We start from the raw sequence: 23,128 nt of genomic DNA on the forward strand, positions 1-23,128 counted from the left end.
TTTTTACAACGTATCGTATTTATCAGGATTTGTACCTACATGCAAATTACGATCCAGCGTATCAATTTGCTTGATTTCTTCTTCTGTTAATGAAAAATCAAAAATCGTAAAGTTCTCTTGAATGCGAGATGGTGTAACAGATTTAGGGATTGTTACAATACCACTTTGAATATCCCAGCGTAAAATAATTTGAGCAGGCGTTTTTTCATATTTTCTAGCAATTTCTTGAATAATTGGATGTTGAAATACTTCGCCGCCTCTCATTAGTGGGCTCCATGCTTCCATTTGAATTTGTTCATTTTGACAAAAATCACGTAATTCAAATTGTGCAAGCATCGGATGAAGTTCTACTTGGTTCACCATCGGCTTCACATTACAATTTGGCAGGAGCTGTTCTAAATGGTGCTGATGAAAATTCGAAACGCCAATTGCACGCACTTTTCCTTCTTCATATAATTTCTCAAGAGCGCGATATGTATCTATGTATTTCCCTCTTATTGGCCAGTGTATTAAATATAAATCCACATAATCCATTTGTAATTTCTTTAGACTTTTCTCAAACGCTTGAAGTGTCGTTTCATATCCTTGATCGTCATTCCATACTTTTGTCGTAATAAATAATTCTTCACGTGCGATCCCTGATTCACGAATCGCTTCTCCGACACCGCTTTCATTTTCATATACAGTCGCTGTATCAATAGAGCGATATCCAACTTCTAAAGCTGTTTTTACTGCTTGCTTTACTTCTTCTCCCTCTTTTGCTTTATATACACCTAAACCAAGCATCGGCATTTTCACGCCATTATGAAGTGTAGTTGTTGGAATATACATGATCGTTGCTCCTCCTTCTTCTCTCCTGCAAATTTTCTAGCAGGTGCCATCATATTTTTATAACCACCACTTTATTTGAACAAGATTTACGAAAAAAGTCAAAAAATATATACAGTTTACATAATAATTTTATAAAAATAACGTGTGCTTAGTCGCTCACGTTATTTTCTAACCATTCTTTTGCTTTCTCATCAATACCACGCACAAAATCATTCTTTCCTTCTGTATATTGTTCTCCATCATATGTGAATTTTTCTGCCAAGTCTTTCTTTAATGACGCATAAGCTTCCGCCTCTTCACAATGCTCCATCATATAATCACGAAACGCTAAATGACGTGTAATTTCCGGATTTCCTGTTTCAAACACATGTAAATGATAAGAACGTTTTTCTTCCGTTCCATGAATAAAAAATCGACGACCCGAAATGCCATTTTCACCTTTTACAATATAACCAAGTTTTTCAAAACGCTCATTCCAATTGTCTACTCTCTCAATATCCTCTACTTCCATAATCATATCAACAATTGGCTTTGCTGCGAGTCCCGGTACTGATGTGCTACCAATATGGTGTACTTTCACAGGTTCTGACATCGCTTCCTTTAAACGTTTTGCTTCTATTTGAAATTTCTCAACCCAATGATTTTCATATGGCACTACTACTATTTTTCTCATCCCATTTCCCCTTCTCTCATCAAATCGTAAAAAAAATCATCAGGGCAATTCCACTGATGATTTTTTTACATTATTTAAAGTCTTTCCAAGTGAGATTACTTTCACTTAACAGTTCTTCAAATGATTTATTCTTTTCGCGTTCCTTTTGCTCTTTACGCTTTCTTTCTTGCTCTTCTATTTCTTTTTGCTCCGCTCTTACTTGTAATTCTTTCTTCTTACTTTTCAATTGATCCATTAATGACGCATTTAATTGATCACCAATTGTAATGGATTCCTTATCTGTCTGATTCATTTGCGTTTGTCTTTGTTTCTTTTTCTTCATACTGCTCACCTTTTACTTTTTTCTCCATTATAGGGGAAATGACTCCCTCTCGACAATAAAAACGGACCATTCACTTTTGATTTTTATATTATGTATATTTTGTAAAGATGTTAAGAGAAAGATAAAATGTTATTAATTTTTATAATAAATAGAATTTTTATAGCAATAACTCTCTCAATCTATTAAAATTATGTCGTATGATGTCAGATTATAAAAAGGGAGAGAAAACGTATGTGGAAAAAAATCATTCCGGTTGCCCTAGCATTAAGTACAATTACTTTTTCAAGTGTATTTGCTGCACCTCCATCTCAAGCGCCCACAGAAAAAAATCGCTACATAGACGTACAGATGCTTGGCATTAACGATCTTCATGGGCAATTAGACACTGTAAAGAAAATTAACAACAAAGAAGCAGGGGGAGCCGAGTACTTAGCTGCTTATTTACGTGATCGTGAAAAGCAAAATCCGAATACACTAATGGTTCATGCTGGTGATATTGTCGGAGCAAGTCCTCCAGTTTCAGCACTACTACAAGACGAACCAACAATTGAAATTTTAAATGATTTAGGATTTGATGTTGGAACCATTGGAAATCATGAATTTGACGAAGGAATTGATGAAATGCATCGTCTCATTTATGGTGGATACCATGAAAAAACAGGGAATTTCAAAGGAGCAAAATTCCCTTACGTTGCTGCAAATTTCTACAATAAATCAACTGGACGCTTATTTCTACCACCATTTACTGTAAAAATGGTACAAGGGGTTCCTATCGGTTTTATCGGTGTTGTAACAACAGATGTTCCTAACGTTGTTATGCCTACTATGCTAAAAAATGTACAAATTACAGATGAAGTTGAAGCAATTAACACGTCCGTAAAACAACTAAAAAAACTAGGTGTTAAATCTATCGTTGTTCTTGCACATAATGGAGGTACAACAGATGATAACGGCGTAACAAATGGCGACATCGTGCGCTTAGCAAATGATACTGACCCAGAAGTCGATGTCATTTTCGGTGGTCATAGTCACACTTATGTAAATGGAACCGTTAATAACAAACTTGTCGTACAAGCAAATTCCTATGGAATGGCTTTCGCTGATGTTGATGTAAAGATTGATCGTAAAACAAAAGATATTGCCTACAAAAAAGCAGAAGTTGTTACAACCTACCATGAAGGAATAAAGCCCGACCAAAAAGTGAAAAAGAAAATGGATCAGTATCAAGAAAAAATTGCTCCTCTTGTAAATCAAGTTGTTGGAAAATCTACCGCTCCAATAGATCGTAAACAAAATGCCGCTGGTGAATCCACTCTTGGAAATTTAGTTGCAGACGCTCAGCGTGCGACCATGAACACGCAAATTGCTCTCATGAATCCTGGTGGCATTCGCAATGACTTAGATGCTGGTGATATTACATGGGGAGAATTATATGGCATTCAACCATTCGGAAATCAATTAATCAAAGTTAATTTAACAGGTCAAGATATTCGTGATATTTTAAATCAACAATGGCAAAAAGACATAACAAGAATGCTTCAAATCTCAGGTATCCAGTACACTTGGGATGCAAATAAACCCGATGGTGAAAAAGTTACAAATATCCACTTAACAAATGGAGAAGAACTTGTTGCCTCTAAAACTTACAGCGTCGTTGCAAATGCCTTTCTAGCTTCAGGCGGTGATGGATTTGTCTCCTTTAAAAATGGAAAAGATGCGGAAACAGGACCAAATGATTTTGAAGCGTTAGTGGATTATGTAAAACAAGTAAAAGAGCCGATTCAACCTATTATTGATGGGCGAATTCAAAGAGTTAATTAACTTTCTTTTTAAATAAACTTATAAAAAAAGAGAGAAATTATATTATTAAATTATGATTTTTTTAAAATTAATCTTATGATAAAAACCCTGTATTCCATTAAAATACGGGGTTTTTTATTAGTTTCTATGGCGTAAGGACATGCAATAAAAATCCACTTTATCCTAAATCACATTTTAAAGGATATGCACTCAGTATCTGGATTTCTCGTAGGATATACGAGCAGAAACTAGGAGGTAAACATATGTATTCTTATTCAAATGATTACAATTTGGTATACAGACAAAACGAAAAGCTAATTCGCGATATTGAAAAAGCAATTAATGGAGAGTATAGTGCAATAAATTGCTATGCTAAATTAGCTAATTTAGCTCCACAAGGTAATGAGCGCAATCAAATACTCGAAATCCGACAAGACGAAATAAAACATTTCCAGCAATTTGTACAGATTTATATTAGTTTAACCGGTAGACAACCTCAGCCAACAATCAATGAACAATGTCCGGACTCTTATGTAAATGGATTAGAATTCGCGCTACAAGATGAGCAACGAACAGTTGATTTTTACTTAGAAATTGCAGATGATACCACAAATCAATATACTAAAGAGGTATTTCGTAGAGCGGCAGCAGATGAGCAAAATCACGCCGTTTGGTTTCTATATTATTTTTTTAAAGTAAAAGGATAAGATGAAATCAATCGAGGTTTATCCTAACACCTTGTTAATCCTTATTATCGTTCATACTAGCTATAAGCAAAAGGATACATGCCCTTATATCAAACATTGTATCCTTTCTTTTATTTATCTGGATACGAGTCATCGCTCACTTCGTATCTTTGTAAAAATTCTTTTAACGCTTCTTCTACAATTCGAGATTTATGAATTCCTTTTGTAACAGATATGTTATCTAAACGTTCCGAAACTTCTGCACATATTGAAAAAGTACGTTTCTTTTTTTCTGTACTATTCTTTGCTGTTGACAGAATACACCCTTCTCTTTTTCGTAACAATTCATAAATATTTTGCAACTGTTCATAAATCAAAACCTGATAATCTGTTTTTACATATTGAAGTGCAGTAGCTTCTTGAAGATATAAATGACGCGGTTCTTCTCCCTCTCCAATGAATATTCGTCTCTTCTGTTCGCCATCGTATTCATATCCAAGCACCCTTAACTTTTTTGACAATGCATATGGGCTCATGTCGAGGCGTTTGGCAATAATAGCAAGCGGTTCACGTTTGTTTAAGCGATCTATAATTTCTCCAACTGTCACTTTCTTCCCCTTCTCTCTGAGCTCTCATAGTTGAAATATAGCCTACATGTTATGATACAATAATTTCTTAACAGTATATGCAAAATAGTACATCCGTGCGATACATACCATTAGAGAAAAGGAGGTTTTTTATATGCTTTTTCGTAGCTACACTCCAAAATTTTACAACGAATTAAAGAATCCAATTTCAAATAGCGTCGCTACGATAGAAAGCGTTACGATTAACAGTCGTAAACAATCTCTCCTTATTCGTGGTCAAGACGTAAATCAACCTATTTTATTATGCTGTCACGGCGGCCCTGGTATGGCACAAATCGGATTCATTCGCCATTTTCAAAAAGACTTAGAAAAACACTTTATTGTTGTCAATTGGGATCAAAGAGGGTCAGGAAAATCCTTTTCTTGGCGGGATATAAAAGTACCCTTCACAATTGAACAATTTGTTTCAGATGCACTTGAAGTAATAAAATACCTTCTTTTTCGCTTCAAAAAACAGAAACTATTTCTCGCTGGACATTCTTGGGGAAGTATTATCGGTTTACAAATTGCAAATAAATATCCAGACTATATCGAAGCTTATATTGGTATAGGTCAGATTGTACATATGAAACAAAACGAAGAATTGCTCTACCAACATTTAATTCACTCTGCAAAAAAACATGGACACGAGCGTGCATTGACCTCTTTAACAAAGCTTGGAAAACCTCCTTTTCTAGATATGCGGCGTCTTATTATTCAAAGAAAGTGGCTTGGTACATTTGGAGGAGCAGTTCAAAATGGAACTTCTTTTTCTTTCATTCGAAAAGGATTATTTTCTTCAGAATATACATGGCTAGATTGGGTGAGATTTCTCGCAGGAAATATGAAATCTGGGTCATTATGGGAGGAAATGCTCACAATAGATTTCTTTTCTACAATTTCAAAACTTTCCGTACCTGTTTATTTCTGCTCTGGTCGTTTCGACTATCAAACACCCTATGCACTCGTTCAACAATATTGTGATACGATTCAAGCACCCATCAAGAAAATGATTTGGTTCCCAAACTCTGCTCATTCACCAAATTTAGAAGAACCTGAACTGTTTGCAAAATCTATATGCTCTATCAAACAAGAGTTATCTTTTCAGCATAGGTAACAGTCGTTATACCTTTTACATTTCATAGAAAACATTTTATAATTACATGTCGCAACTTTACTCAGTTCGTATATATATCTATATAAGATAAGTTGCAAAAACAGAAAAAGATCAGGGAGATTACATTTATTATGAATGCTGTACTCGTCGCAGTAGCAGTGATGTTACTGCTTAGTTTATTACGTGTCCAAGTCATTGTCGCAATTATCGTCGGTGCCTTAACAGGTGGACTAATTGGCGGACTTGGAATTTCAGAAACAATCAATACTTTTACCACAGGTCTTGGAAACAGTGCTCCAATCGCTTTAAGTTATGCCATGCTCGGAGGATTTGCTATTTCTCTTTCCAAAACAGGTCTTCCCGACGCTATGATTCATACTGCACTGAATTTAGTTGATAACGAAAAGGACACACAAAAGCAAACCTATTCAAAAATACTCATTTTATTTATCATTTTGGCAATGGCTTGTTTTTCACAAAATGTTATCCCGGTTCATATTGCTTTTATCCCTATCCTAATTCCAGCGCTTTTAAAAGTACTAAATGAGCTGAAAGTAGACCGTAGGCTTGTCACATGTCTTATTACATTCGGATTAATTACTCCTTACATGTGGGTTCCAGCTGGATTCGGAAAAATTTATCATGACGTATTACAAACAAATGCACAGCAAAGCGGACTTACATTTGATGTAGCGCTCATTCCAAAAGCAATGACAATTCCAGCAATAGGAATGATTATTGGGCTATGTATCGCTGTTTTTATTACGTATCGTAAACCACGTACATATCACACCGAACCGATTCATGCTCCATCTGATGAAATAGCTCCTTACACTAAAAGAAGCATTACGTTCGGATTGTTATCTATTATCGCAACATTAAGTGTGCAATTAGCAACAGAATCAATGATTTTTGGTGCATTGGCAGGGATTATTGTATTATCCATTAGTGGTAGTCTTCCACTAAAAGAAGCTGATGCAATTTTAACAAGCGGTATGCGCATGATGTCATTTATCGGTTTCGTTATGATTTCTGCAGCTGGTTTCGGAGCAGTTCTTCGGAAAACAGGACATGTTGAATCACTTGTTCAAACAAGTGCTGATCTAATTGGAAACAGTAAGCCACTTGCTGCATTTCTTATGCTTATTATCGGTCTGCTCGTTACAATGGGAATCGGTTCTTCCTTTTCCACCATTCCGATTTTAACAACAATCTTCGTTCCGTTATGTATCCAGCTTGGCTTTAGCCCGATGGCAACCATTGCCATTATCGGTACAGCTGGTGCATTAGGTGATGCTGGTTCTCCAGCATCCGATAGTACGCTAGGACCTACCTCAGGTTTAAATGCAGATGGCAGGCATCATCATATATGGGATACATGTGTCCCAACTTTTCTTCACTACAATATTCCGTTACTTATATTCGGCTTTATTGCTGCCATAACATTATAAAGTGAAACTTTAATCATTGTGGATTTTCTTCATCCCCCAATGCTTATTAGCTCTCAACAATCGGGCTTTTACGGGTAGCCCGTCCCCCGCCTAACTTCTTTGTTTTTGATGAATTTTGAGGCGGGGGTCTTACTGCCCACAAATAGTGGGATAAAAAAAGGTGCGTTTATTGGACGCACCTTTTACTTTGTCGATTCTCGTTCAATTAATAGAAACTCTTCTTGCTGCACTTCCTCAAGTTTTACTTGTTTCTTTTTTATTTTTCCTACCAATCTTTGTACAGCTACTACTCCTTGTTTTTCGAAAGGACTTCCAATCGTTGTTAAAGATGGCGTAACCCATTCTCCTTGTAAACTTCCCTTAAAACCAATTACTTGCAAATGCTCAGGTATACGAATACCAAGACAACTTGCTGCACGAACGACTGCAATTGCAACAGCATCACTAGAAGCCACAATACCGTCAATATATGGATACTTTCGTAATAATTCAATGACCTGTTTTTCTTCAGTTCCTTCTATTCTTTCTTCTCGATAAGCAAGACCCTCTTCCCAAACTGCATCTAAAAATCCAGATACATGTTCTTCCATTGCCTCATCTTCTGTCTCTTCCCCCATATAAGCAAGAAAATGACAACCTTTTTCTTTTAGTAAAACAACTGCCTTTCTAGCACTTTCGTAATATGTAGAAAGTGCGTCGGCTTCATCAAATACGACAAATGGAATAGGAATATTCTCCATGCGCTTGAATATGTCGTTCGTCATAATAACACCAGCAATATTATTTTGCATCAGTATATCTATATAACCACTCTTATTTTCTATATTACAAATAACAATTTGATATCCCTCTTTATATGCAGTCTCTTCTACTGAACGAAGCAATGTTATATAGGATGGATCTTCTAAATTTGATACTAATATAGCAATCATTGTCGAAGATTTTTTAAATAACGCCTTTGCTACGGCATTTGGTTTATACTGTAACTCTTCAATTGCCAGTTTTACTTGTTTTACTGTATCCTCATGAACATACCCTTTTTCATTAATAACTCGTGAAACGGTTGCGACTGAAACACCGGCCAATTTTGCAACATCACGTATGGTTGCCACATCGTCACCCCTTAATATGGTAATAGCTTACAATTTAAACCTAAAACAAAGTAAATCATTCGTCAAGGTTATTGTTTTATATTTCTGAAAATTGTTACAGAAAATATTTATTACCTTTTCATCTTTTACATATGTAAAGATTGGTTTTATATATTCAGTTTTTCTAGTTGAATTTCATGTAAAATCGCGATGTTATCATATCCAATAAGCGGAATTTCTCGCTTTATCTTCCTCGCTTCTTTGACCGCATCCGTATATAAATTGGTCATCATAAAGCCACGTTTCTGATAGAAGCGAAGTGCATTCGTATTATCATTTGTTGTAATTAGCCATACCTTTTTACAACATTGTTTTTTTGCAATATCAATTATACACTCTACAAGTTTCGTTCCAATTCCCTTTTTCTCCTTAAGGCTATCTAATGAAACAATCTCACAGTTATTTTCTTTCATTTCATATGTAATAATTCCTACTATTCTGTTATCTTCAGTTGCAACAAAACCCGGTAATTGATCTAAATGGTGTGCCCTTCCACGTGAAACCATCAGTGTGCTTCCCCAATTTTCACGCATAAACAGCGCAATTGTTTCTCTCATTTCCACTGTAATTTTTTGTATTTGAATCATGTCCGACTATCTCCCTTTTCACATCATTATGATACAATATAAGTGTATCATATGTAGAGATATTTGGAGGATGAGGTAAGGTATGAAACGTTTTTTTACAGCATTGCTAACCATACTAGGAGCATTAATTGGTATCGGTATTTTCTTTACCAATAGAGTAATGTACTTAAAGAAAAAAACAGAAGAAGAAATTTTAGAGCGTGAAACGAAAAAGCATTTTCGCTTAGAAGATTTTAACGTCATTCCAAAAGAAGAGGTTCGTATTCCATCTCAATTTAAATATGACATTCACGGCTATTACATTTCTGCAGGCAACTCTAATAAGTTTATGATTTTTTGCCACGGTGTAACAGTAAATAAAATAAACTCTGTCAAATATGCAAATTTATTTTTAAACAGAGGATATAACGTATTTATTTATGATCACCGTCGCCATGGTAAAACAGGTGGTAAAACGACAAGTTATGGCTATTACGAAAAATATGATTTAAAGACGGTAGTTGATTGGCTAAAAGACCGTTTTGGAACAAATATTACACTTGGCATTCATGGAGAATCGATGGGAGCTGCGACACTCCTTCAATATGCAGGAATGGTAGAAGACGGCGCTGATTTTTATATTGCGGATTGTCCATTCTCTGACTTTTACGGCCAGCTACAACATCGCTTAAAAGTCGAATTCCATTTACCAAAATGGCCGCTACTACCATTAGCAAACGCCTTTTTAAAAGTACGGGACGGTTATACAATACGTGAAGTTTCTCCGCTCGATTGTGTTAAAAACATAAATAATCCAGTCCTTTTTATTCATAGTAAAGACGATGACTATATTTTATGTGATATGACAAAAGCCCTGTATGAAGCAAAAGAAAATAATAAACAACTCTTTATTGCGGAACACGGGGCACACGCTTGCTCTTATAACGAAAACAAACAAGAGTATGAAGCTGCCATTGATCAATTCTTAAAAACATATGTGAAAGAAACAAAAAACAGGCTTGCATAAGCCTGTTTTTCATGTTATTGCGCTAGCACATCTGTAACTTGTTCCATATTTTCAGAAATCCATGTTACCGCCTCATCAAGCGTTTGAAATTCTGTCGTTTGAAATGTCACTTCGTCTTGAAGTAGCCACACATCTTTTGGTTCTTGTCCCACACCTGCAATCGACCAATGAAGTAAACTATATGGATGATTATCATTTAAAAACGATGCCCAAGTGCGCTCATTTGCAATATTTTGTAGTGTACGTAATTGTTTATTCATGTTTCTTCACCTTACTGTATTTCAATTATAAACGTTATTATAACACTCTCTTCCTCTACATACAAAGTACTGTTTTTTATTGTCAAGTGCTTCCTGTAATTATATGATGAACATAAGCGTTTGGGAAGGAGGAATAACGTTGGCAAAAGTTCAAATTAAAGTGAATGATAATGGTTCATTTCGCATTACAGGGGATGTGGAATTAATCGACTCACAAGGGAATGTTTTTCCTGCAAAACCTGCATTTTCTTTATGTCGCTGCGGTTTATCAAAAAATATGCCTTATTGCGACGCTTCGCATAAAGGAAAATTTGAATCTGTCGTTCGAGCACCAAAGGGAGAATAATGCTATAAGGAGCACGCACAATGACTTGTGTGTGCTTTTTTATCCCGCTATTTGCGGGCAGTAAGACCCCCACCTCAAAATTCAGCGAAAGTAAAGAAGTTAGGTGGGGGGGCGGGCTGCCCGTAAAAGCCCGATTGGTGAGGGCTAATAATCAGTGGGGGATGAAGCCCCCCCACTGATTAAAGTTTCACTTTATATACGTCCTATATAAAACCCAAAAAACGCCGCGAAAATGCCTAGCATGTAACTCATTATTAAATACAATATCGCCTTTTGCCCTTCTCGCTTATGTAACAATTGAACAATTTCAAGCTTACATGTTGAAAAAGTAGTAAATGCTCCCATAAATCCTGTTCCGCATAATAATAGCCATGTACTACTCACATCAGCTCCATATAATAAACCTAGTAAGAATGAACCTACTATATTTACAAATAATGTGCCATATGGAAATAAACTTCCGTACTTTTCTTTCATCGCATTACTAATAGAGAATCTAGCAATTGCTCCGAAAAAGCCGCCAATCCCTATAAGTAAAATATTCATAGTGCCCCTTCTTTCTTCATGCTTTTTTCATATAATGCATTTCCAAGATAAAATCCAAATAAAGATAAGAGCAATCCTCCAACTATACTTGTACTCACATAATAAAATGCCATAAAAAATGCTTCATGCTGCATGAATTTCAACGTCTCTACGCTAAATGTTGAAAAAGTAGTAAAAGAACCAATCATCCCTGTTCCAACACTACTCATTACCGCCTGTGAAACATGTTTCATCCGAAACAAATACATCGTTAAAAATACCAATAAAAAACTACCAATCATATTCGCTAACCATGTTGCGAGCGGAAAAGAATCGACTGAAGGAGTACCAATCCATTGTCCTAATCCATACCGCGCTAAAGCTCCAACAATACCACCGATTCCTACTGCAATATATTTCATATTTCCACCTCATTTATGTATATACTGAAATCTTTCTCATACTATATATCCTTTTTGATCTTCCAACATTTAAACCGCGGCTATGAAAACAAAAGTAGACCGCCTCTATCCATGATCAGACGCTCTCTCCACCTAAAAGGAAAAGGTTTTCTATCTGTTTTTCAATTTGTATTTATATAGTATAACAAAACTAATTCCTCTCCTTCATTTTCATACAATTCTTCACATTCGAATACTTTTTACTATCCTTTTTTCTTTTTTGTGCTATAATGTGAGCAAACAGCATCCTTCGGGGTCGGGTGAAATTCCCAACCGGCGGTGATGAAGTGCACACTTCTAAGTCCGTGACCCGTTTTCAAGCTTGAAAACGGTGGATCTAGTGAGATTCTAGGGCCGACAGTATAGTCTGGATGGGAGAAGGATATGTTTTCTAGTGCTTATATAGCGAATACACTTTTATTTTGGCATACACATTTTTACTGATTCATTTTGAATGACTGTATATGTTTTCTTTCATATACCTATCTTTCTATGCTGAAATAAAAAGATACGACTAGCGTATGAAAAAATTGATAGTTTGCTAGGTTTTTTTCTCGTGCAAAAATATCAATCATCGTTAGGTTTCTTTCTTATACTTTCGTATTCGAACTATATTTCTAGAAATCACGTCTCCCAAACCCTAAGGATACTATTATCCTTGGGGTTTTTTGATTTTTCTTAGGAGAGGTGAAAAGAATGACAGACCAAGAATATATGAGGATTGCCTTACAGTTAGCACACAGTACTGCAGGGCAAACAAGTCCAAATCCAATGGTCGGTGCTGTTGTTGTAAAAGATGGAAACATCATTGGAATGGGAGCGCATCTGCGCGCAGGGGAAGAACACGCTGAAGTTCACGCTCTTCGTATGGCTGGTGATAAGGCAAATGGCTCCACTGTATATGTAACGTTAGAACCGTGCAGTCACTTTGGAAAAACTCCACCGTGCTGTGATCTACTCATTGAAAAAAAGGTGAAGCGTGTCGTAATTGCTACACTCGATTGCAATCCGCTCGTTTCAGGTAATGGTGCAAAACGTTTGCAAGAAGCAGGTATTAGCGTAACTACTGGTGTTCTTGAAGAGGAAGCCACAACATTAAATCGATACTTTTTCCACTATATGAAAACGAAACTACCGTTTGTAACAATAAAAACAGCGATGAGTTTAGATGGGAAAATAGCTACTACTACTGGGGATAGCAAATGGATTACAGGTGAGGCCGCTCGCACAGATGTTCACCAATATCGGCATACGCACGATGCCATCCTTGTCGGGGTGAATACTGTTATAGCTGATAATCCCTCTTTAACAACACGTCTTCCAAACGGCGGCAAGCATCCGATTCGAATTATTTTAGATACACATTTACGAACTCCGCGGTCCTCTCATGTCATTACAGACGGAATGGCACCAACATGGATTGTTGTCGGAAAAAACGTAAATAAAGAAAAAATAGCAGCATATGAATCACAGGCCGTATCTGTACTTCAAATGAAAACGAGTCAAATTGAAATCCGTGAACTCCTCCTCCTTCTCGGTGAAAAACAAATCCTTTCACTCTTTGTTGAAGGTGGGCAATCCGTTCACGCGAGCTTTTTAGAAACAAAGTGTTTCAATGAAATCGTGACCTATATAAGTCCAAAATTAATTGGCGGAAAAGATGCCCCAACTATGTTTGGTGGCACCGGCTTTATGAAACTGCAAGATGCACTTTCCTTGCAAATTCAAGAGATGAAACAAATTGGCGACGATATAAAAATCGTTGCTAGTGTGCGAAATGAGGTGCTTACATGTTTACAGGAATTGTAGAAGAGCTTGGAACTGTTTCGAATATCAGGCAAAGCGGAGAAGCAATGAAACTGACAATTGAAGCAAATACAATCTTGTCAGACGTAAAACTAGGAGACAGTATTGCTGTAAATGGGATCTGTTTAACCGTCACTTCTTTTACAACGTCTTCTTTTACTGTTGATGCCATGCCTGAAACAATGCGCGCGACATCATTACGTATGCTCGGCACCCGTTCTAAAGTAAATTTAGAACGAGCAATGGCTGCAAACGGGCGCTTTGGTGGACATTTCGTCACAGGGCATATTGATGGAATTGGAACCATTGTAAGTAAGAAACAGCACTACAATGCGATATATTACAAAATTGAAATTCCAGATGATTTACTCCGTTATTGTTTACACAAAGGATCGGTGGCTGTTGATGGCACAAGCTTAACGATATTTGATATAGATGAATCTTCCATTACCATTTCACTCATTCCGCACACAGTAAGCGAATCTATTATTGGTGAAAAAGTAGCTGGAGACATCGTGAACATTGAATGTGACATGATTGGAAAATATATTGAGCGTTTTATTTCAAAGCCTTCGAAGCAAAGCACTTCAGTTACAGAAAGCTTTTTACAAGAAAACGGATTTCTATAAGGGGGAAGCACAATGTTTCATCGTATTGAAGAAGCACTAGAAGATTTAAAACAAGGAAAAGTCGTTATTGTATGTGATGATGAAAGCCGTGAAAACGAAGGAGACTTCATCGCTTTAGCAGAGAACATTACACCAGAAACAATTAATTTTATGATTACACATGGCCGTGGCCTTGTCTGTGTACCGATTACCGAGCAATATGCAGACCGCTTACAGTTAGAGCCTATGGTTTCTCATAATACAGATTCTCATCATACCGCGTTCACAGTAAGCATTGATCACATTTCTACAACAACAGGTATTAGTGCTTACGAACGTGCGACAACTGTGCGTGAGTTATTAAATCCAGCGTCAAAAGGAACAGATTTTAATCGCCCAGGTCATATCTTTCCTTTAATCGCCAAGGAAGGCGGAGTACTGCGCCGCGCAGGTCATACAGAAGCAGCTGTTGATTTAGCAAAATTATGCGGCACGGAACCAGCAGGAGTTATTTGTGAAATTATAAAAGAAGATGGCACGATGGCGCGTGTTCCTGACTTAGTACAAGTTGCAAAGCAATTTGATATAAAAATGATTACGATTGAAGATTTAATCGCTTATCGCCGCCATCATGAAACGCTCGTAACAAGGGAAATTGAAATTACATTACCGACAGATTTCGGTACATTTCATGCAATCGGCTACTCAAATTCTTTAGATCAAAAAGAACATATCGCTCTTGTGAAAGGGGATATTTCGACAGGTGAACCCGTTCTCGTGCGCGTTCATTCTGAATGTTTAACTGGCGATGTTTTCGGCTCATGCCGCTGTGACTGCGGTCCGCAGCTCCATGCTGCTCTCGCTCAAATTGAACGAGAAGGAAAAGGTGTTCTTCTTTATATGCGCCAAGAAGGTCGCGGAATTGGGCTGTTAAATAAGCTCCGTGCATACAAGTTACAAGAAGAAGGATTAGATACTGTTGAGGCAAATGAAAAACTAGGATTCCCTGCCGATCTTCGTGATTATGGCATTGGTGCCCAAATCTTAAAAGATTTAGGTTTACAGCAATTGCGTTTATTAACGAATAATCCGAGAAAAATCGCAGGCTTGCAAGGTTATGATTTAGAAGTTGTCGAACGCGTACCGTTGCAAATGCCAACAAAAGAAGAAAACAAGGCATATCTACAAACAAAATTAGAAAAATTAGGTCACTTATTAAGCTTATAATATATAAAGGGAGAGATATAATATGGTATTTGAAGGTCATTTAGTTGGTACAGGATTAAAAGTTGGAGTTGTTGTTGGACGCTTTAATGAATTTATTACGAGTAAACTATTAGGCGGTGCGTTAGACGGATTAAAGCGCCATGGTGTAGAAGAAAGCGATATTGACGTCGCATGGGTTCCAGGCGCATTTGAAATCCCATTAATCGCAAAAAAAATGGCAAACAGCGGAAAATACGATGCTGTCATTACACTAGGAACAGTCATTCGCGGTGCTACAACTCATTATGATTATGTTTGTAATGAAGTTGCAAAAGGTGTTGCTTCTTTATCATTACAAACAGACATCCCAGTTATTTTCGGTGTATTAACGACTGAAACAATCGAGCAAGCAATCGAGCGTGCTGGTACAAAAGCTGGCAACAAAGGCTATGAATCCGCAGTTGCCGCTATTGAAATGGCGCAATTATCAAAGCACTGGGCATAAAAAAAGAGGCTTCGGCCTCTTTTTTTATTTTTCTACTTTTTTCCGTACATCTTTTATCAATTCATCCATCGTTTTTCCTTCTGTTTTAATACGAAGATTTTGAGCGGTTCTCCACACATTTTCTCTCCTTTTTTCTTCCTCTACAATATGAAGTTCTTTCCGCACTTCCTTTAAGTCTTTTCCCTCTGTCTCAATCCCAAAATGCTCAGCCTTCGTTCGAAAATGTTGTTCAATTCTTTGCTGCATTTCTTTCTGTTCCGGATTTTCAGCTGCCTTAACTGGATCAGCACTAATCGCCTTTAATAAAATTAAAAAAGTCATAATAGCTAGTATATATTTGTGCATGTAAGATCCTCCACCCAAGATAAATTACACTTTTACTATGTACAATTACTGGGTGGAAAATTCGTCCACACAATTTATTTTTTTACTGAAACTCTACTATTTTAAAGGCTTGAAGGTATTTCATTACATTTTGTTTACAAAAAAAGAAAGCACCAAAAGGAGCTTTCTTTTCAATCTTTACAGTGCACATTCTTCTATTTCAAATCCTAAATCTTCAATCATACCCCAATCAGATGTCGGCTCTTGTCCTGCTGTTGTTAAATAGTCACCAACGAAGACCGAATTTGCTGCAAATAAGCCAATTGGCTGTACAGAACGTAAATTAATTTCGCGACCGCCAGAAATACGGATTTCTTTTGATGGATTAACAAAACGCATCATTGCTAATACTTTTAAACATTCTACTGGTGTTAATTCTTTCTGCCCTTCAAGCGGCGTTCCTTTTACGGCGACAAGGAAATTACATGGAATAGAATCAGCATCTAAACGTTGTAATTCAAAAGCAATTTCAACGCGCTGCTCTTTCGTTTCTCCCATTCCGAAAATCGCACCCGAACATGGAGAAATACCGGCTTGCTTCGCTTTTTCTACTGTATCAACGCGATCATCGTATGTATGCGTTGAACAAATACTATCATAATTATTTACATGTGTATTTAAGTTATGGTTATAACGGTGAACACCGGCTTCTGCTAAGCGTCCTGCTTGATCTTCATTTAAAAACCCTAAGCAGCAGCAAATTTTTAAATCTGTTGTTTCACGAATTTCTTTTACGGCACCAATGACATGATTTACTTCTTTATCCGTTGGACGACGCCCAGATGCAACAATGCAGTATGTACCTGCTTTACGGCGAATTGCTTCGTGAGCTCCCTCTACGATTTTTTCTTGCGTTAACCATGCATACTTATCGATTGGTGCTTCTGAAACGATAGACTGCGAGCAATATCCACAATCTTCTGGACATAATCCAGATTTCGTATTAATAATCATATTTAATTTAACTTTTTTACCAAAGTAATGATGACGAATGATATAAGCTGCGTTCATAATTTCTAATACTTCTGTATCGTCAGCTTCTAAAATTGCTACTGCTTCTTCTTTCGTTATACCTCTGCCCTCTACTACTTCATATGCAATTTTCTTCCAATCTGTTTTTGTTTGTACTTGTTTCATTTCTTCTCTTCCCCTCTTTTTCAATATACGCAAATAAAGCATGGTACGTTGTTACAATTTTTCCTTCTTCCGTGAAATCTCTTTCGTATATGCTAAGCATGGTGCGAAAGATAGAAGGACTTTGACAGTAAGATTCTGCATTGCTATTCGTCGCTCCCACTTTTCGAATCGATTGTAGGAATCCACGAACTGTAGCAAACTTCTCTATGTAACATGTTTCAAAAATATGAACATCCCCTGTTACACTTTCACATACATCTTGCAGCTGTTCTCTCGTTACAAAACGTTGTCCCACAGATACACTATTTTGTATATTTTTTTCTTCTTTAGCACTTTGAAATGCTGTATGAAGTTCTTGAAACGTTTGCTCCCCAAACGTTGAAAATAACAACAAACCATCTTCAAACAAATAACGATATAAACTTTTCAGCGTTGTTTGCAAATCGTTTAGCCATTGAAATGTTGCGCTTGAGATAATGACATCAAATGACTCACTTAATGTAAGATGTTCAATATCTTCGCACCTAAATGTCACAGATTCTACATGATTTCTCGTTTTAGCAACAGCAATCATACTTTCAGCAAAATCAATTGCTGTAATTTTTGCATTTGGAAAAGCAACGACTAATTGCTCAGTCAAATATCCTGTTCCACATCCGAGTTCTAAAATGCGGATGGACGACATTTTGTGGTAGTGTTTTTTCATTATAGAAAGCAATTGTTGCGCCATCTTTTTTTGTACACTTGCATATTGATCATAGGATACAGCTGCCCCATTAAATCGTTTTTGCAATAACGTTTTGTTGATCATTTTGTATCCCCTCTACAAACTGGATCATTTCATTGGCGCAATATTCAAAATTAGTTACGCAAAGTGCATGCCCAGCTCCATTTATTACTTTAAGCGTCCCATTCGTATTTTCTTGTATATAGCGAGCAGCAGATAGTGGGCATATCGCATCCTGTTCTCCATGAAGAAGTAATATCGGCATCTTTACGTGCTTTAACTGACTTCTCATATCCACCTCTATTAAATAATTAAGTCCCAGCTGTAAAGATTCAATGGAATCACCTTGAAAACGCTCTGCAAGGCCTTCGAATTGTTCACTATCTTTTATCTCTTTTTTTGTAAACATACTTTTATAAAAGCGGTTCAATGTGAAATCCTTTTGCTTCACCAAACTTCTTTTCATCCGCTCTACAAAAGAAGGTTTCCATCCACTCTCGTAATTTTCATCTACTGTAAACTTTGCCGTACCACCTATTAAAATCAGCCCTTTTGTCCGCACTCTATCACATGCTTGAAGAGCAGCTAATGCACCAAGTGACCATCCAATCAAAATCACATCCTGCCCTTCCGTAACCTCTACTACTCGTTCTGCATACTCGCCAAACTCTTTTACACCACTCCATTCAACATGCCGGACAGAATATTCCTGAAAATATGGAAGTAATGAATCCCATACTTGTTTTTCCATCCCCCATCCGGGAATGAAAATAAGCTTGGGCTGTTTCATCTCAGTACCCCCTCTTCTTTACCAATTCGAATGATGTGCCTAGTAGCCCATTGTAAGTCAGCTTTTGTATGTTCAGATGTAACTGCAAATCGAATTCGCGAACTATTGTGCGGAACAGTGGGTGGTCTGATAGCAATTGCAGCAATTCCTGCTTCCTGCAATTTTTCGCTAAAACGCATCGCATATTCATTCGATGCTACAATAACTGGTACAATATGCGTTGAACTATCACCAATATGAAAGCCAGCTTCTTTCAAATTATTGCGGAAATACGCTCCATTTTCTAAGAGTTGCCGCCGTCTTTCCTCATCTTCCTTAACAATTTCAATTGCACGTTTCATTGCACCAAGCGTCCCTGGTGGTAATGCTGTTGTGAATATGAAGCTTCTCATCGTATTTTTCATATAATCAATACAAATTGCATCACCTGCTAAATAAGCTCCATAACAACCTAACGCTTTACTAAATGTCCCCATATGAATATCAATTTTCTGAGAAAGTCCTTGTTCGATGTGAGCTAAGCCCGCACCATACTTGCCATATATTCCTCCTGCATGCGCTTCATCAATCATCAATAACGCTCCATATTTTTCTTTCAGCATAATCAACTCTTTTAAATGAGCAACATCTCCATCCATGCTGAAAATCGTATCTGTAACGATCAACTTCCGCTTTGCGGAAGGCGCCATTCGCAGTAATGTTTCCAAATGTTCCAAATCATTATGTCGATATCTTGTATGTTCCGCACCACTGAGCATAATTCCATCGACAATGCTGGCATGATTTAACTTATCGCTAAAAACGATGTCATGACGACCTACTAAAGAAGAGATTGCACCTACATTTGCCGAATATCCACTGTTCACAATGATTGCTTTTTCAGTTTCTTTCCAATCACAAACGCTCTGTTCTACCTCTTCATATAGTGAATAATTTCCTACCACAAGCCGTGACGCCGTAGCCCCTACTCCGTATTGTTTTGTCGCTACAATAGATGCTTCTTTTAATCGCTTATCTCCTGCCAAACCTAGATAGTTATTCGAAGCTAAATTCAACATACGTTTTCCGTTCCTAATAAGCCATGGTCCTTCAGCTTGCTCCGTCACGACTACATGTCGATATTGGGCTTTCTCCTTCAGACGATTTAAACTAGAATGAAAGTGTAGGTTCCACGTTTGATCCATGTTTGATGAGCTCCTCTAAATTTGAAATCGCAATATTCTCTTCTGCTGCTCTTAATAGTTCATCACGCGTAAATTTTTCTTGAAGTTCCGGTAGTAAACCCACAACTGGTACACCGCTTAACTCCTCAATCATTTCTTGATTTTCTTGCACACGTTCTTTCTCACATTCTTTACAGCCAGATAAAATAACACCTGCAACCGCTAAACCATTTGCTTTCGCATAAGCAATTGTTAAAACGGTATGATTAACCGTACCTAGCGCCGGACGCGCGACAATAATAAGTGGTAATTTTAATTCCTTTGCAAAATCAACCACTAATGCATCTTCTGTATATGGAACAGCAAGCCCCCCTGCTCCTTCTACAAGCAAGCTATCAAACTCTGTCATTAACTCATTATAATGAGCCGTAATTTGTGCTAGCTTCACAGTTCTTCCTGCTCGCTGCATTGCCAGTCTTGGCGCGAGAGGTTCTTCAATAGAGTAAGGGCAAATTCTATCCGTCTCAGTCGTTACTCCTGATGCAACTTTCAATCTAGCTGCATCACCATCTGGGTTCGAATCGATATGACCACTTTGCAATGGTTTATACACACCTATGTTATATCCACGATTTCTAAACACTCCTGCTAGCGCACCTGTAACAACTGTTTTTCCAACTTCCGTATCGGTTGCTGTTATAAAAAAACCGCTCATTATTCTCCCTCCGTAACATCTGCAATTGCTTGATATAAAATGCCCAGCATTTCATCAATCTCATCTACCTTAGATGCTAGCGGTGGCATAAATACAATCGTGTTACCAAGCGGACGTAAAATCATTCCTAACTCTCTTGATCGCTTACACACTTCCACACCAACTCGCTCTGTCCACTCAAACGGCTCTTTCGTTTCTTTATTTTTCACAAGTTCAATTCCTACCATCAATCCACATTGACGAATATCTCCAACATGCTTGTATTCGTAAAGTGCTTCCAATTGTTTCCCTACATATTCTGCTTTATATGCAACATCTTTTACTAGATTTGTTTTTTCATAAAGTTCTAAATTGGCAATTGCAACAGCGCAGCCTAATGGATTTCCAGTATAACTATGGCCATGGAAAAATGTTTTCTGCTCTTCATAGTCACCTAAAAAAGCATCATAAATTTCATCTGTTGTCACAGTAATAGCCACTGGTAAATACCCACCAGTTAAGCCTTTTCCAGCTGTTAAAATATCAGGTGTAACATTTTCATGTTCACAAGCAAACATTTTTCCAGTACGACCAAACCCCGTCGCCACCTCATCTGTAATAAATAAAACATTATAAGTGGTACATAAATCACGAAGGCCTTTCAAATATCCTTTCGGCATTGTAATCATACCGCCTGCACCTTGCATTAACGGCTCTACAATAATCGCTGCAACTTCATCATGTTTTTCTTTTAATAACTCTTCCATTTCTTCTAAATGCTTTTGAACAATTTGTTCTTTGTCGCTTCCATAAGGAGAACGGTATGTATATGGATATGGCATTTTGATTGCATCAAATAAAAGCGAACTGTACACTTGGTGAAACAAGTCAATCGCTCCCACTGAAACAGCCCCAATTGTATCTCCATGATATGCTTCTTTTAATGTGATAAACTTTTGTTTTTTAGGTTTTCCTTTATGCTGCCAATATTGAAAAGCCATCTTGATTGCAATTTCAACAGCTGTAGAACCAGAATCTGAATAAAATACTTTTTTCAAGCCTTCTGGAACAACTTCAATGACCTTTTCTGCAAGTAAAATCGATGGTACATTGGCAAGTCCTAACATAGTAGAATGTGCAACTTTATTTAACTGTTCACGAATCGCGTCATCCAATTCTGGCACATGATGTCCATGAACATTAAGCCAAATTGATGAAACACCATCCCAATAACCATTTCCGTTTACGTCATATAATTTACGCCCTTCTCCTCGTTCAATGATAACGGGATCTTCGGCTAAATAATCTTTCATTTGTGTAAATGGATGCCATACATATGCTTTGTTTTTTTCAGCCAATTCTTCATATGTATAAGCTCTTTTTTCACTTGTATTACGACTAACAGTCACAATTGTCACCCCTAATGTTAACTTTTGTATAAATATAGTTAACATTAAAAACGAAATGCTGTCAATTTTTTTCGGATAATAATGTTCTTAAAAAAGAACGACTTATCATATGATAAGTCGCTTTATCTTCCATGTTGAATCTTTCCGATTTCTAAAATAATCTCTTCATCCTTTTTTCCTTCAGTATCAATTCCAAGTTGTTTTGCATGTTCTATAAGCAGCTCATGACGCTTTTCAAACCTTGCCGTATTTAACTCTTTTTGAATTTCTTTCTCTGTTTTCCCTTCCAGAGAAACGCCAAGCTTAGCGGCTGTTTCTTTCTTGTTCTTTTCCTCTTTGACCTTCTCCAATTCTTTTACTTCTGCTTTTTGTATGATCTTTTGTTTTGGTTGATCAGGAGATGATGCAAACGCTGTATAAATTCCAGCACTACCAACGACTGTAAGTAACGTTGTAAAAAGAAATATTTTTTTCTTCATTGCTTCCCTCCTTTCTGTTTTCATTATAACGCACAAATGAAGAATTAAAAAAACATTCTGTTATTATTTTCCTTGAAAAAATTATGAACATATATGTTGACATATGAGATAGATATATGATAAAAATTTAACTAACATCATATGAATCGGCAATGATAGGATTTAGTAGTATTTCGTTTTTTGATTTCAGAGAGCTGGTGGTCGGTGCGAACCAGTACAGAGCGAATTATGAATTACCCCCTGGAGCTTCTTTTACGAAACATTTGGATTAGTAAAAGACGGTTATGGACCGTTATTTCTACAGAGTGGTGAAATGAACGATTTCACAATTTAGGGTGGTACCGCGATTTTTTCGTCCCTGCATGTATTGCAGGGGCG

27 protein-coding genes, 1 riboswitch and 1 other annotated feature are annotated in these 23,128 nt (G+C 37.0%); of the genes, 10 read left to right on the plus strand and 17 right to left on the minus strand.

The window, feature by feature from the left end; genetic code table 11:
• Positions 1-3: 3 nt before the first annotated feature.
• The 3 genes from J4P91_RS04880 to J4P91_RS04890 form a co-directional block, all read right to left on the minus strand.
• A complete protein-coding gene (locus J4P91_RS04880) occupies positions 4-831 on the minus strand; it encodes an aldo/keto reductase (protein WP_017150992.1) in 828 nt (275 codons plus the stop codon).
• Positions 832-979: 148 nt separating this feature from the next.
• On the minus strand, positions 980-1,504 hold the full coding sequence (locus J4P91_RS04885; RefSeq protein ID WP_207993100.1) for a GrpB family protein: 525 nt from the start codon (positions 1,502-1,504) through the stop codon (positions 980-982).
• A 70-nt stretch (positions 1,505-1,574) separates the two neighbouring features.
• A complete protein-coding gene (locus J4P91_RS04890; RefSeq protein WP_017150990.1) occupies positions 1,575-1,826 on the minus strand; it encodes a YqkE family protein in 252 nt (83 codons plus the stop codon).
• A 231-nt stretch (positions 1,827-2,057) separates the two neighbouring features.
• On the opposite strand from J4P91_RS04890, the gene J4P91_RS04895 reads away from it, so the two are divergent.
• Together J4P91_RS04895 and J4P91_RS04900 are read left to right on the plus strand one after the other, a co-directional pair.
• Positions 2,058-3,647: a bifunctional metallophosphatase/5'-nucleotidase gene (locus J4P91_RS04895; RefSeq protein WP_207993101.1), complete on the plus strand. Its 1,590-nt coding sequence runs from the start codon at positions 2,058-2,060 to the stop codon at positions 3,645-3,647.
• Between the two features lie 242 nt (positions 3,648-3,889).
• Positions 3,890-4,333 carry a ferritin-like domain-containing protein gene (locus J4P91_RS04900; RefSeq protein WP_017150988.1) on the plus strand — a complete coding sequence of 148 codons (444 nt, stop codon included), beginning with the start codon at positions 3,890-3,892 and terminating at the stop codon, positions 4,331-4,333.
• A 110-nt stretch (positions 4,334-4,443) separates the two neighbouring features.
• Here J4P91_RS04900 and J4P91_RS04905 read toward each other — a convergent pair whose 3' ends face one another.
• A complete protein-coding gene (locus J4P91_RS04905) occupies positions 4,444-4,920 on the minus strand; it encodes a ribbon-helix-helix domain-containing protein (RefSeq protein ID WP_017150987.1) in 477 nt (158 codons plus the stop codon).
• A gap of 133 nt (positions 4,921-5,053) precedes the next feature.
• Between J4P91_RS04905 and J4P91_RS04910 the strand changes: the two genes are divergently transcribed.
• Complete coding sequence (locus J4P91_RS04910; RefSeq protein WP_207993102.1) at positions 5,054-6,055, plus strand: alpha/beta fold hydrolase; 1,002 nt, start codon at positions 5,054-5,056, stop codon at positions 6,053-6,055.
• A gap of 131 nt (positions 6,056-6,186) precedes the next feature.
• Complete coding sequence (locus J4P91_RS04915; protein WP_207993103.1) at positions 6,187-7,506, plus strand: Na+/H+ antiporter family protein; 1,320 nt, start codon at positions 6,187-6,189, stop codon at positions 7,504-7,506.
• 182 nt (positions 7,507-7,688) lie between these two features.
• Here J4P91_RS04915 and J4P91_RS04920 read toward each other — a convergent pair whose 3' ends face one another.
• The gene (locus J4P91_RS04920; protein WP_207993104.1) at positions 7,689-8,618 is read right to left on the minus strand and encodes a LacI family DNA-binding transcriptional regulator; all 930 of its coding nucleotides are present in this window, start codon (positions 8,616-8,618) and stop codon (positions 7,689-7,691) included.
• Between the two features lie 146 nt (positions 8,619-8,764).
• Positions 8,765-9,244, minus strand: coding sequence for a GNAT family N-acetyltransferase (locus tag J4P91_RS04925; protein ID WP_207993105.1), 480 nt, complete (start codon positions 9,242-9,244; stop codon positions 8,765-8,767).
• An 82-nt stretch (positions 9,245-9,326) separates the two neighbouring features.
• Here J4P91_RS04925 and J4P91_RS04930 point away from each other — a divergent pair, with 82 nt between their 5' ends.
• Positions 9,327-10,250 (plus strand): alpha/beta hydrolase, encoded by a 924-nt coding sequence (locus J4P91_RS04930; protein ID WP_207993106.1) that lies wholly within the window; start codon positions 9,327-9,329, stop codon positions 10,248-10,250.
• 14 nt (positions 10,251-10,264) lie between these two features.
• Here the strand turns inward: J4P91_RS04930 and J4P91_RS04935 are convergent, their stop codons facing one another.
• A complete protein-coding gene (locus tag J4P91_RS04935; protein WP_017150981.1) occupies positions 10,265-10,510 on the minus strand; it encodes a DUF2552 family protein in 246 nt (81 codons plus the stop codon).
• 103 nt (positions 10,511-10,613) lie between these two features.
• On the opposite strand from J4P91_RS04935, the gene J4P91_RS04940 reads away from it, so the two are divergent.
• The gene (locus J4P91_RS04940) at positions 10,614-10,856 is read left to right on the plus strand and encodes a CDGSH iron-sulfur domain-containing protein (RefSeq protein WP_207993107.1); all 243 of its coding nucleotides are present in this window, start codon (positions 10,614-10,616) and stop codon (positions 10,854-10,856) included.
• Between the two features lie 192 nt (positions 10,857-11,048).
• Here J4P91_RS04940 and crcB (J4P91_RS04945) read toward each other — a convergent pair whose 3' ends face one another.
• Both crcB (J4P91_RS04945) and crcB (J4P91_RS04950) read right to left on the minus strand, forming a co-directional pair.
• Entirely contained in the window at positions 11,049-11,402 is a 354-nt protein-coding gene (gene crcB, locus J4P91_RS04945) for a fluoride efflux transporter CrcB (RefSeq protein WP_207993108.1), read from the minus strand.
• A complete protein-coding gene (gene crcB, locus J4P91_RS04950; protein ID WP_207993109.1) occupies positions 11,399-11,803 on the minus strand; it encodes a fluoride efflux transporter CrcB in 405 nt (134 codons plus the stop codon). Before crcB (J4P91_RS04950) ends, crcB (J4P91_RS04945) begins: the two co-directional genes overlap by 4 nt.
• Positions 11,804-12,084: 281 nt before the next feature.
• Positions 12,085-12,229, plus strand: a riboswitch (FMN riboswitch).
• A gap of 309 nt (positions 12,230-12,538) precedes the next feature.
• Between crcB (J4P91_RS04950) and ribD the strand changes: the two genes are divergently transcribed.
• Genes ribD through ribH form a run of 4 tightly spaced genes read left to right on the plus strand, consistent with a single transcriptional unit; the run spans position 12,539 to position 15,967 of the window.
• Positions 12,539-13,651, plus strand: a complete 1,113-nt coding sequence (gene ribD / locus J4P91_RS04955) for a bifunctional diaminohydroxyphosphoribosylaminopyrimidine deaminase/5-amino-6-(5-phosphoribosylamino)uracil reductase RibD (protein ID WP_207993110.1) — start codon at positions 12,539-12,541, stop codon at positions 13,649-13,651.
• Positions 13,633-14,277, plus strand: a complete 645-nt coding sequence (gene ribE, locus J4P91_RS04960; RefSeq protein WP_207993111.1) for a riboflavin synthase — start codon at positions 13,633-13,635, stop codon at positions 14,275-14,277. The genes ribD and ribE overlap by 19 nt, the downstream gene beginning before the upstream one ends.
• Positions 14,278-14,289: 12 nt before the next feature.
• Positions 14,290-15,483, plus strand: a complete 1,194-nt coding sequence (locus J4P91_RS04965) for a bifunctional 3,4-dihydroxy-2-butanone-4-phosphate synthase/GTP cyclohydrolase II (RefSeq protein WP_207993112.1) — start codon at positions 14,290-14,292, stop codon at positions 15,481-15,483.
• Between the two features lie 22 nt (positions 15,484-15,505).
• Positions 15,506-15,967, plus strand: coding sequence for a 6,7-dimethyl-8-ribityllumazine synthase (ribH, locus tag J4P91_RS04970; RefSeq protein WP_017150974.1), 462 nt, complete (start codon positions 15,506-15,508; stop codon positions 15,965-15,967).
• 24 nt (positions 15,968-15,991) lie between these two features.
• Here ribH and J4P91_RS04975 read toward each other — a convergent pair whose 3' ends face one another.
• The 8 genes from J4P91_RS04975 to J4P91_RS05010 form a co-directional block, all read right to left on the minus strand.
• Positions 15,992-16,312, minus strand: a complete 321-nt coding sequence (locus J4P91_RS04975; protein ID WP_017150973.1) for a hypothetical protein — start codon at positions 16,310-16,312, stop codon at positions 15,992-15,994.
• Between the two features lie 177 nt (positions 16,313-16,489).
• Positions 16,490-17,488 (minus strand): biotin synthase, encoded by a 999-nt coding sequence (bioB, locus tag J4P91_RS04980; RefSeq protein ID WP_207993113.1) that lies wholly within the window; start codon positions 17,486-17,488, stop codon positions 16,490-16,492.
• The gene (gene bioC / locus J4P91_RS04985; RefSeq protein WP_207993114.1) at positions 17,442-18,299 is read right to left on the minus strand and encodes a malonyl-ACP O-methyltransferase BioC; all 858 of its coding nucleotides are present in this window, start codon (positions 18,297-18,299) and stop codon (positions 17,442-17,444) included. The genes bioB and bioC overlap by 47 nt, the downstream gene beginning before the upstream one ends.
• Positions 18,265-19,005: an alpha/beta fold hydrolase gene (locus J4P91_RS04990; protein ID WP_207993115.1), complete on the minus strand. Its 741-nt coding sequence runs from the start codon at positions 19,003-19,005 to the stop codon at positions 18,265-18,267. Before J4P91_RS04990 ends, bioC begins: the two co-directional genes overlap by 35 nt.
• On the minus strand, positions 19,002-20,189 hold the full coding sequence (gene bioF / locus J4P91_RS04995; protein WP_207993116.1) for an 8-amino-7-oxononanoate synthase: 1,188 nt from the start codon (positions 20,187-20,189) through the stop codon (positions 19,002-19,004). The genes J4P91_RS04990 and bioF overlap by 4 nt, the downstream gene beginning before the upstream one ends.
• A complete protein-coding gene (gene bioD / locus J4P91_RS05000; protein WP_207993117.1) occupies positions 20,155-20,883 on the minus strand; it encodes a dethiobiotin synthase in 729 nt (242 codons plus the stop codon). Before bioD ends, bioF begins: the two co-directional genes overlap by 35 nt.
• Positions 20,883-22,316 (minus strand): adenosylmethionine--8-amino-7-oxononanoate transaminase, encoded by a 1,434-nt coding sequence (gene bioA / locus J4P91_RS05005; RefSeq protein ID WP_207993118.1) that lies wholly within the window; start codon positions 22,314-22,316, stop codon positions 20,883-20,885. The genes bioD and bioA overlap by 1 nt, the downstream gene beginning before the upstream one ends.
• Positions 22,317-22,393: 77 nt before the next feature.
• Positions 22,394-22,774 carry a hypothetical protein gene (locus J4P91_RS05010; RefSeq protein WP_374192010.1) on the minus strand — a complete coding sequence of 127 codons (381 nt, stop codon included), beginning with the start codon at positions 22,772-22,774 and terminating at the stop codon, positions 22,394-22,396.
• 119 nt (positions 22,775-22,893) lie between these two features.
• Positions 22,894-23,113: a binding site (T-box leader), on the plus strand.
• The last annotated feature ends 15 nt before the right edge of the window (positions 23,114-23,128 follow it).

This window comes from Bacillus sp. XF8, assembly GCF_017498755.1.
GTDB lineage: Bacteria > Bacillota > Bacilli > Bacillales > Bacillaceae_G > Bacillus_A > Bacillus_A bingmayongensis.

Coding starts and splice junctions, on each gene's coding strand:
- J4P91_RS04880 (WP_017150992.1), bottom strand. CDS start 831: ATGTATATTCCAACAACTACACTTCATAATGGCGTGAAAATGCCGATG.
- J4P91_RS04885 (WP_207993100.1), bottom strand. CDS start 1,504: ATGAGAAAAATAGTAGTAGTGCCATATGAAAATCATTGGGTTGAGAAA.
- J4P91_RS04890 (WP_017150990.1), bottom strand. CDS start 1,826: ATGAAGAAAAAGAAACAAAGACAAACGCAAATGAATCAGACAGATAAG.
- J4P91_RS04895 (WP_207993101.1), top strand. CDS start 2,058: ATGTGGAAAAAAATCATTCCGGTTGCCCTAGCATTAAGTACAATTACT.
- J4P91_RS04900 (WP_017150988.1), top strand. CDS start 3,890: ATGTATTCTTATTCAAATGATTACAATTTGGTATACAGACAAAACGAA.
- J4P91_RS04910 (WP_207993102.1), top strand. CDS start 5,054: ATGCTTTTTCGTAGCTACACTCCAAAATTTTACAACGAATTAAAGAAT.
- J4P91_RS04915 (WP_207993103.1), top strand. CDS start 6,187: ATGAATGCTGTACTCGTCGCAGTAGCAGTGATGTTACTGCTTAGTTTA.
- J4P91_RS04925 (WP_207993105.1), bottom strand. CDS start 9,244: ATGATTCAAATACAAAAAATTACAGTGGAAATGAGAGAAACAATTGCG.
- J4P91_RS04930 (WP_207993106.1), top strand. CDS start 9,327: ATGAAACGTTTTTTTACAGCATTGCTAACCATACTAGGAGCATTAATT.
- J4P91_RS04935 (WP_017150981.1), bottom strand. CDS start 10,510: ATGAATAAACAATTACGTACACTACAAAATATTGCAAATGAGCGCACT.
- J4P91_RS04940 (WP_207993107.1), top strand. CDS start 10,614: ATGATGAACATAAGCGTTTGGGAAGGAGGAATAACGTTGGCAAAAGTT.
- crcB (WP_207993108.1), bottom strand. CDS start 11,402: ATGAATATTTTACTTATAGGGATTGGCGGCTTTTTCGGAGCAATTGCT.
- crcB (WP_207993109.1), bottom strand. CDS start 11,803: ATGAAATATATTGCAGTAGGAATCGGTGGTATTGTTGGAGCTTTAGCG.
- ribD (WP_207993110.1), top strand. CDS start 12,539: ATGACAGACCAAGAATATATGAGGATTGCCTTACAGTTAGCACACAGT.
- ribE (WP_207993111.1), top strand. CDS start 13,633: ATGTTTACAGGAATTGTAGAAGAGCTTGGAACTGTTTCGAATATCAGG.
- J4P91_RS04965 (WP_207993112.1), top strand. CDS start 14,290: ATGTTTCATCGTATTGAAGAAGCACTAGAAGATTTAAAACAAGGAAAA.
- ribH (WP_017150974.1), top strand. CDS start 15,506: ATGGTATTTGAAGGTCATTTAGTTGGTACAGGATTAAAAGTTGGAGTT.
- J4P91_RS04975 (WP_017150973.1), bottom strand. CDS start 16,312: ATGCACAAATATATACTAGCTATTATGACTTTTTTAATTTTATTAAAG.
- bioB (WP_207993113.1), bottom strand. CDS start 17,488: ATGAAACAAGTACAAACAAAAACAGATTGGAAGAAAATTGCATATGAA.
- bioC (WP_207993114.1), bottom strand. CDS start 18,299: ATGATCAACAAAACGTTATTGCAAAAACGATTTAATGGGGCAGCTGTA.
- J4P91_RS04990 (WP_207993115.1), bottom strand. CDS start 19,005: ATGAAACAGCCCAAGCTTATTTTCATTCCCGGATGGGGGATGGAAAAA.
- bioF (WP_207993116.1), bottom strand. CDS start 20,189: ATGGATCAAACGTGGAACCTACACTTTCATTCTAGTTTAAATCGTCTG.
- bioD (WP_207993117.1), bottom strand. CDS start 20,883: ATGAGCGGTTTTTTTATAACAGCAACCGATACGGAAGTTGGAAAAACA.
- bioA (WP_207993118.1), bottom strand. CDS start 22,316: ATGTTAACTATATTTATACAAAAGTTAACATTAGGGGTGACAATTGTG.
- J4P91_RS05010 (WP_374192010.1), bottom strand. CDS start 22,774: ATGAAAACAGAAAGGAGGGAAGCAATGAAGAAAAAAATATTTCTTTTT.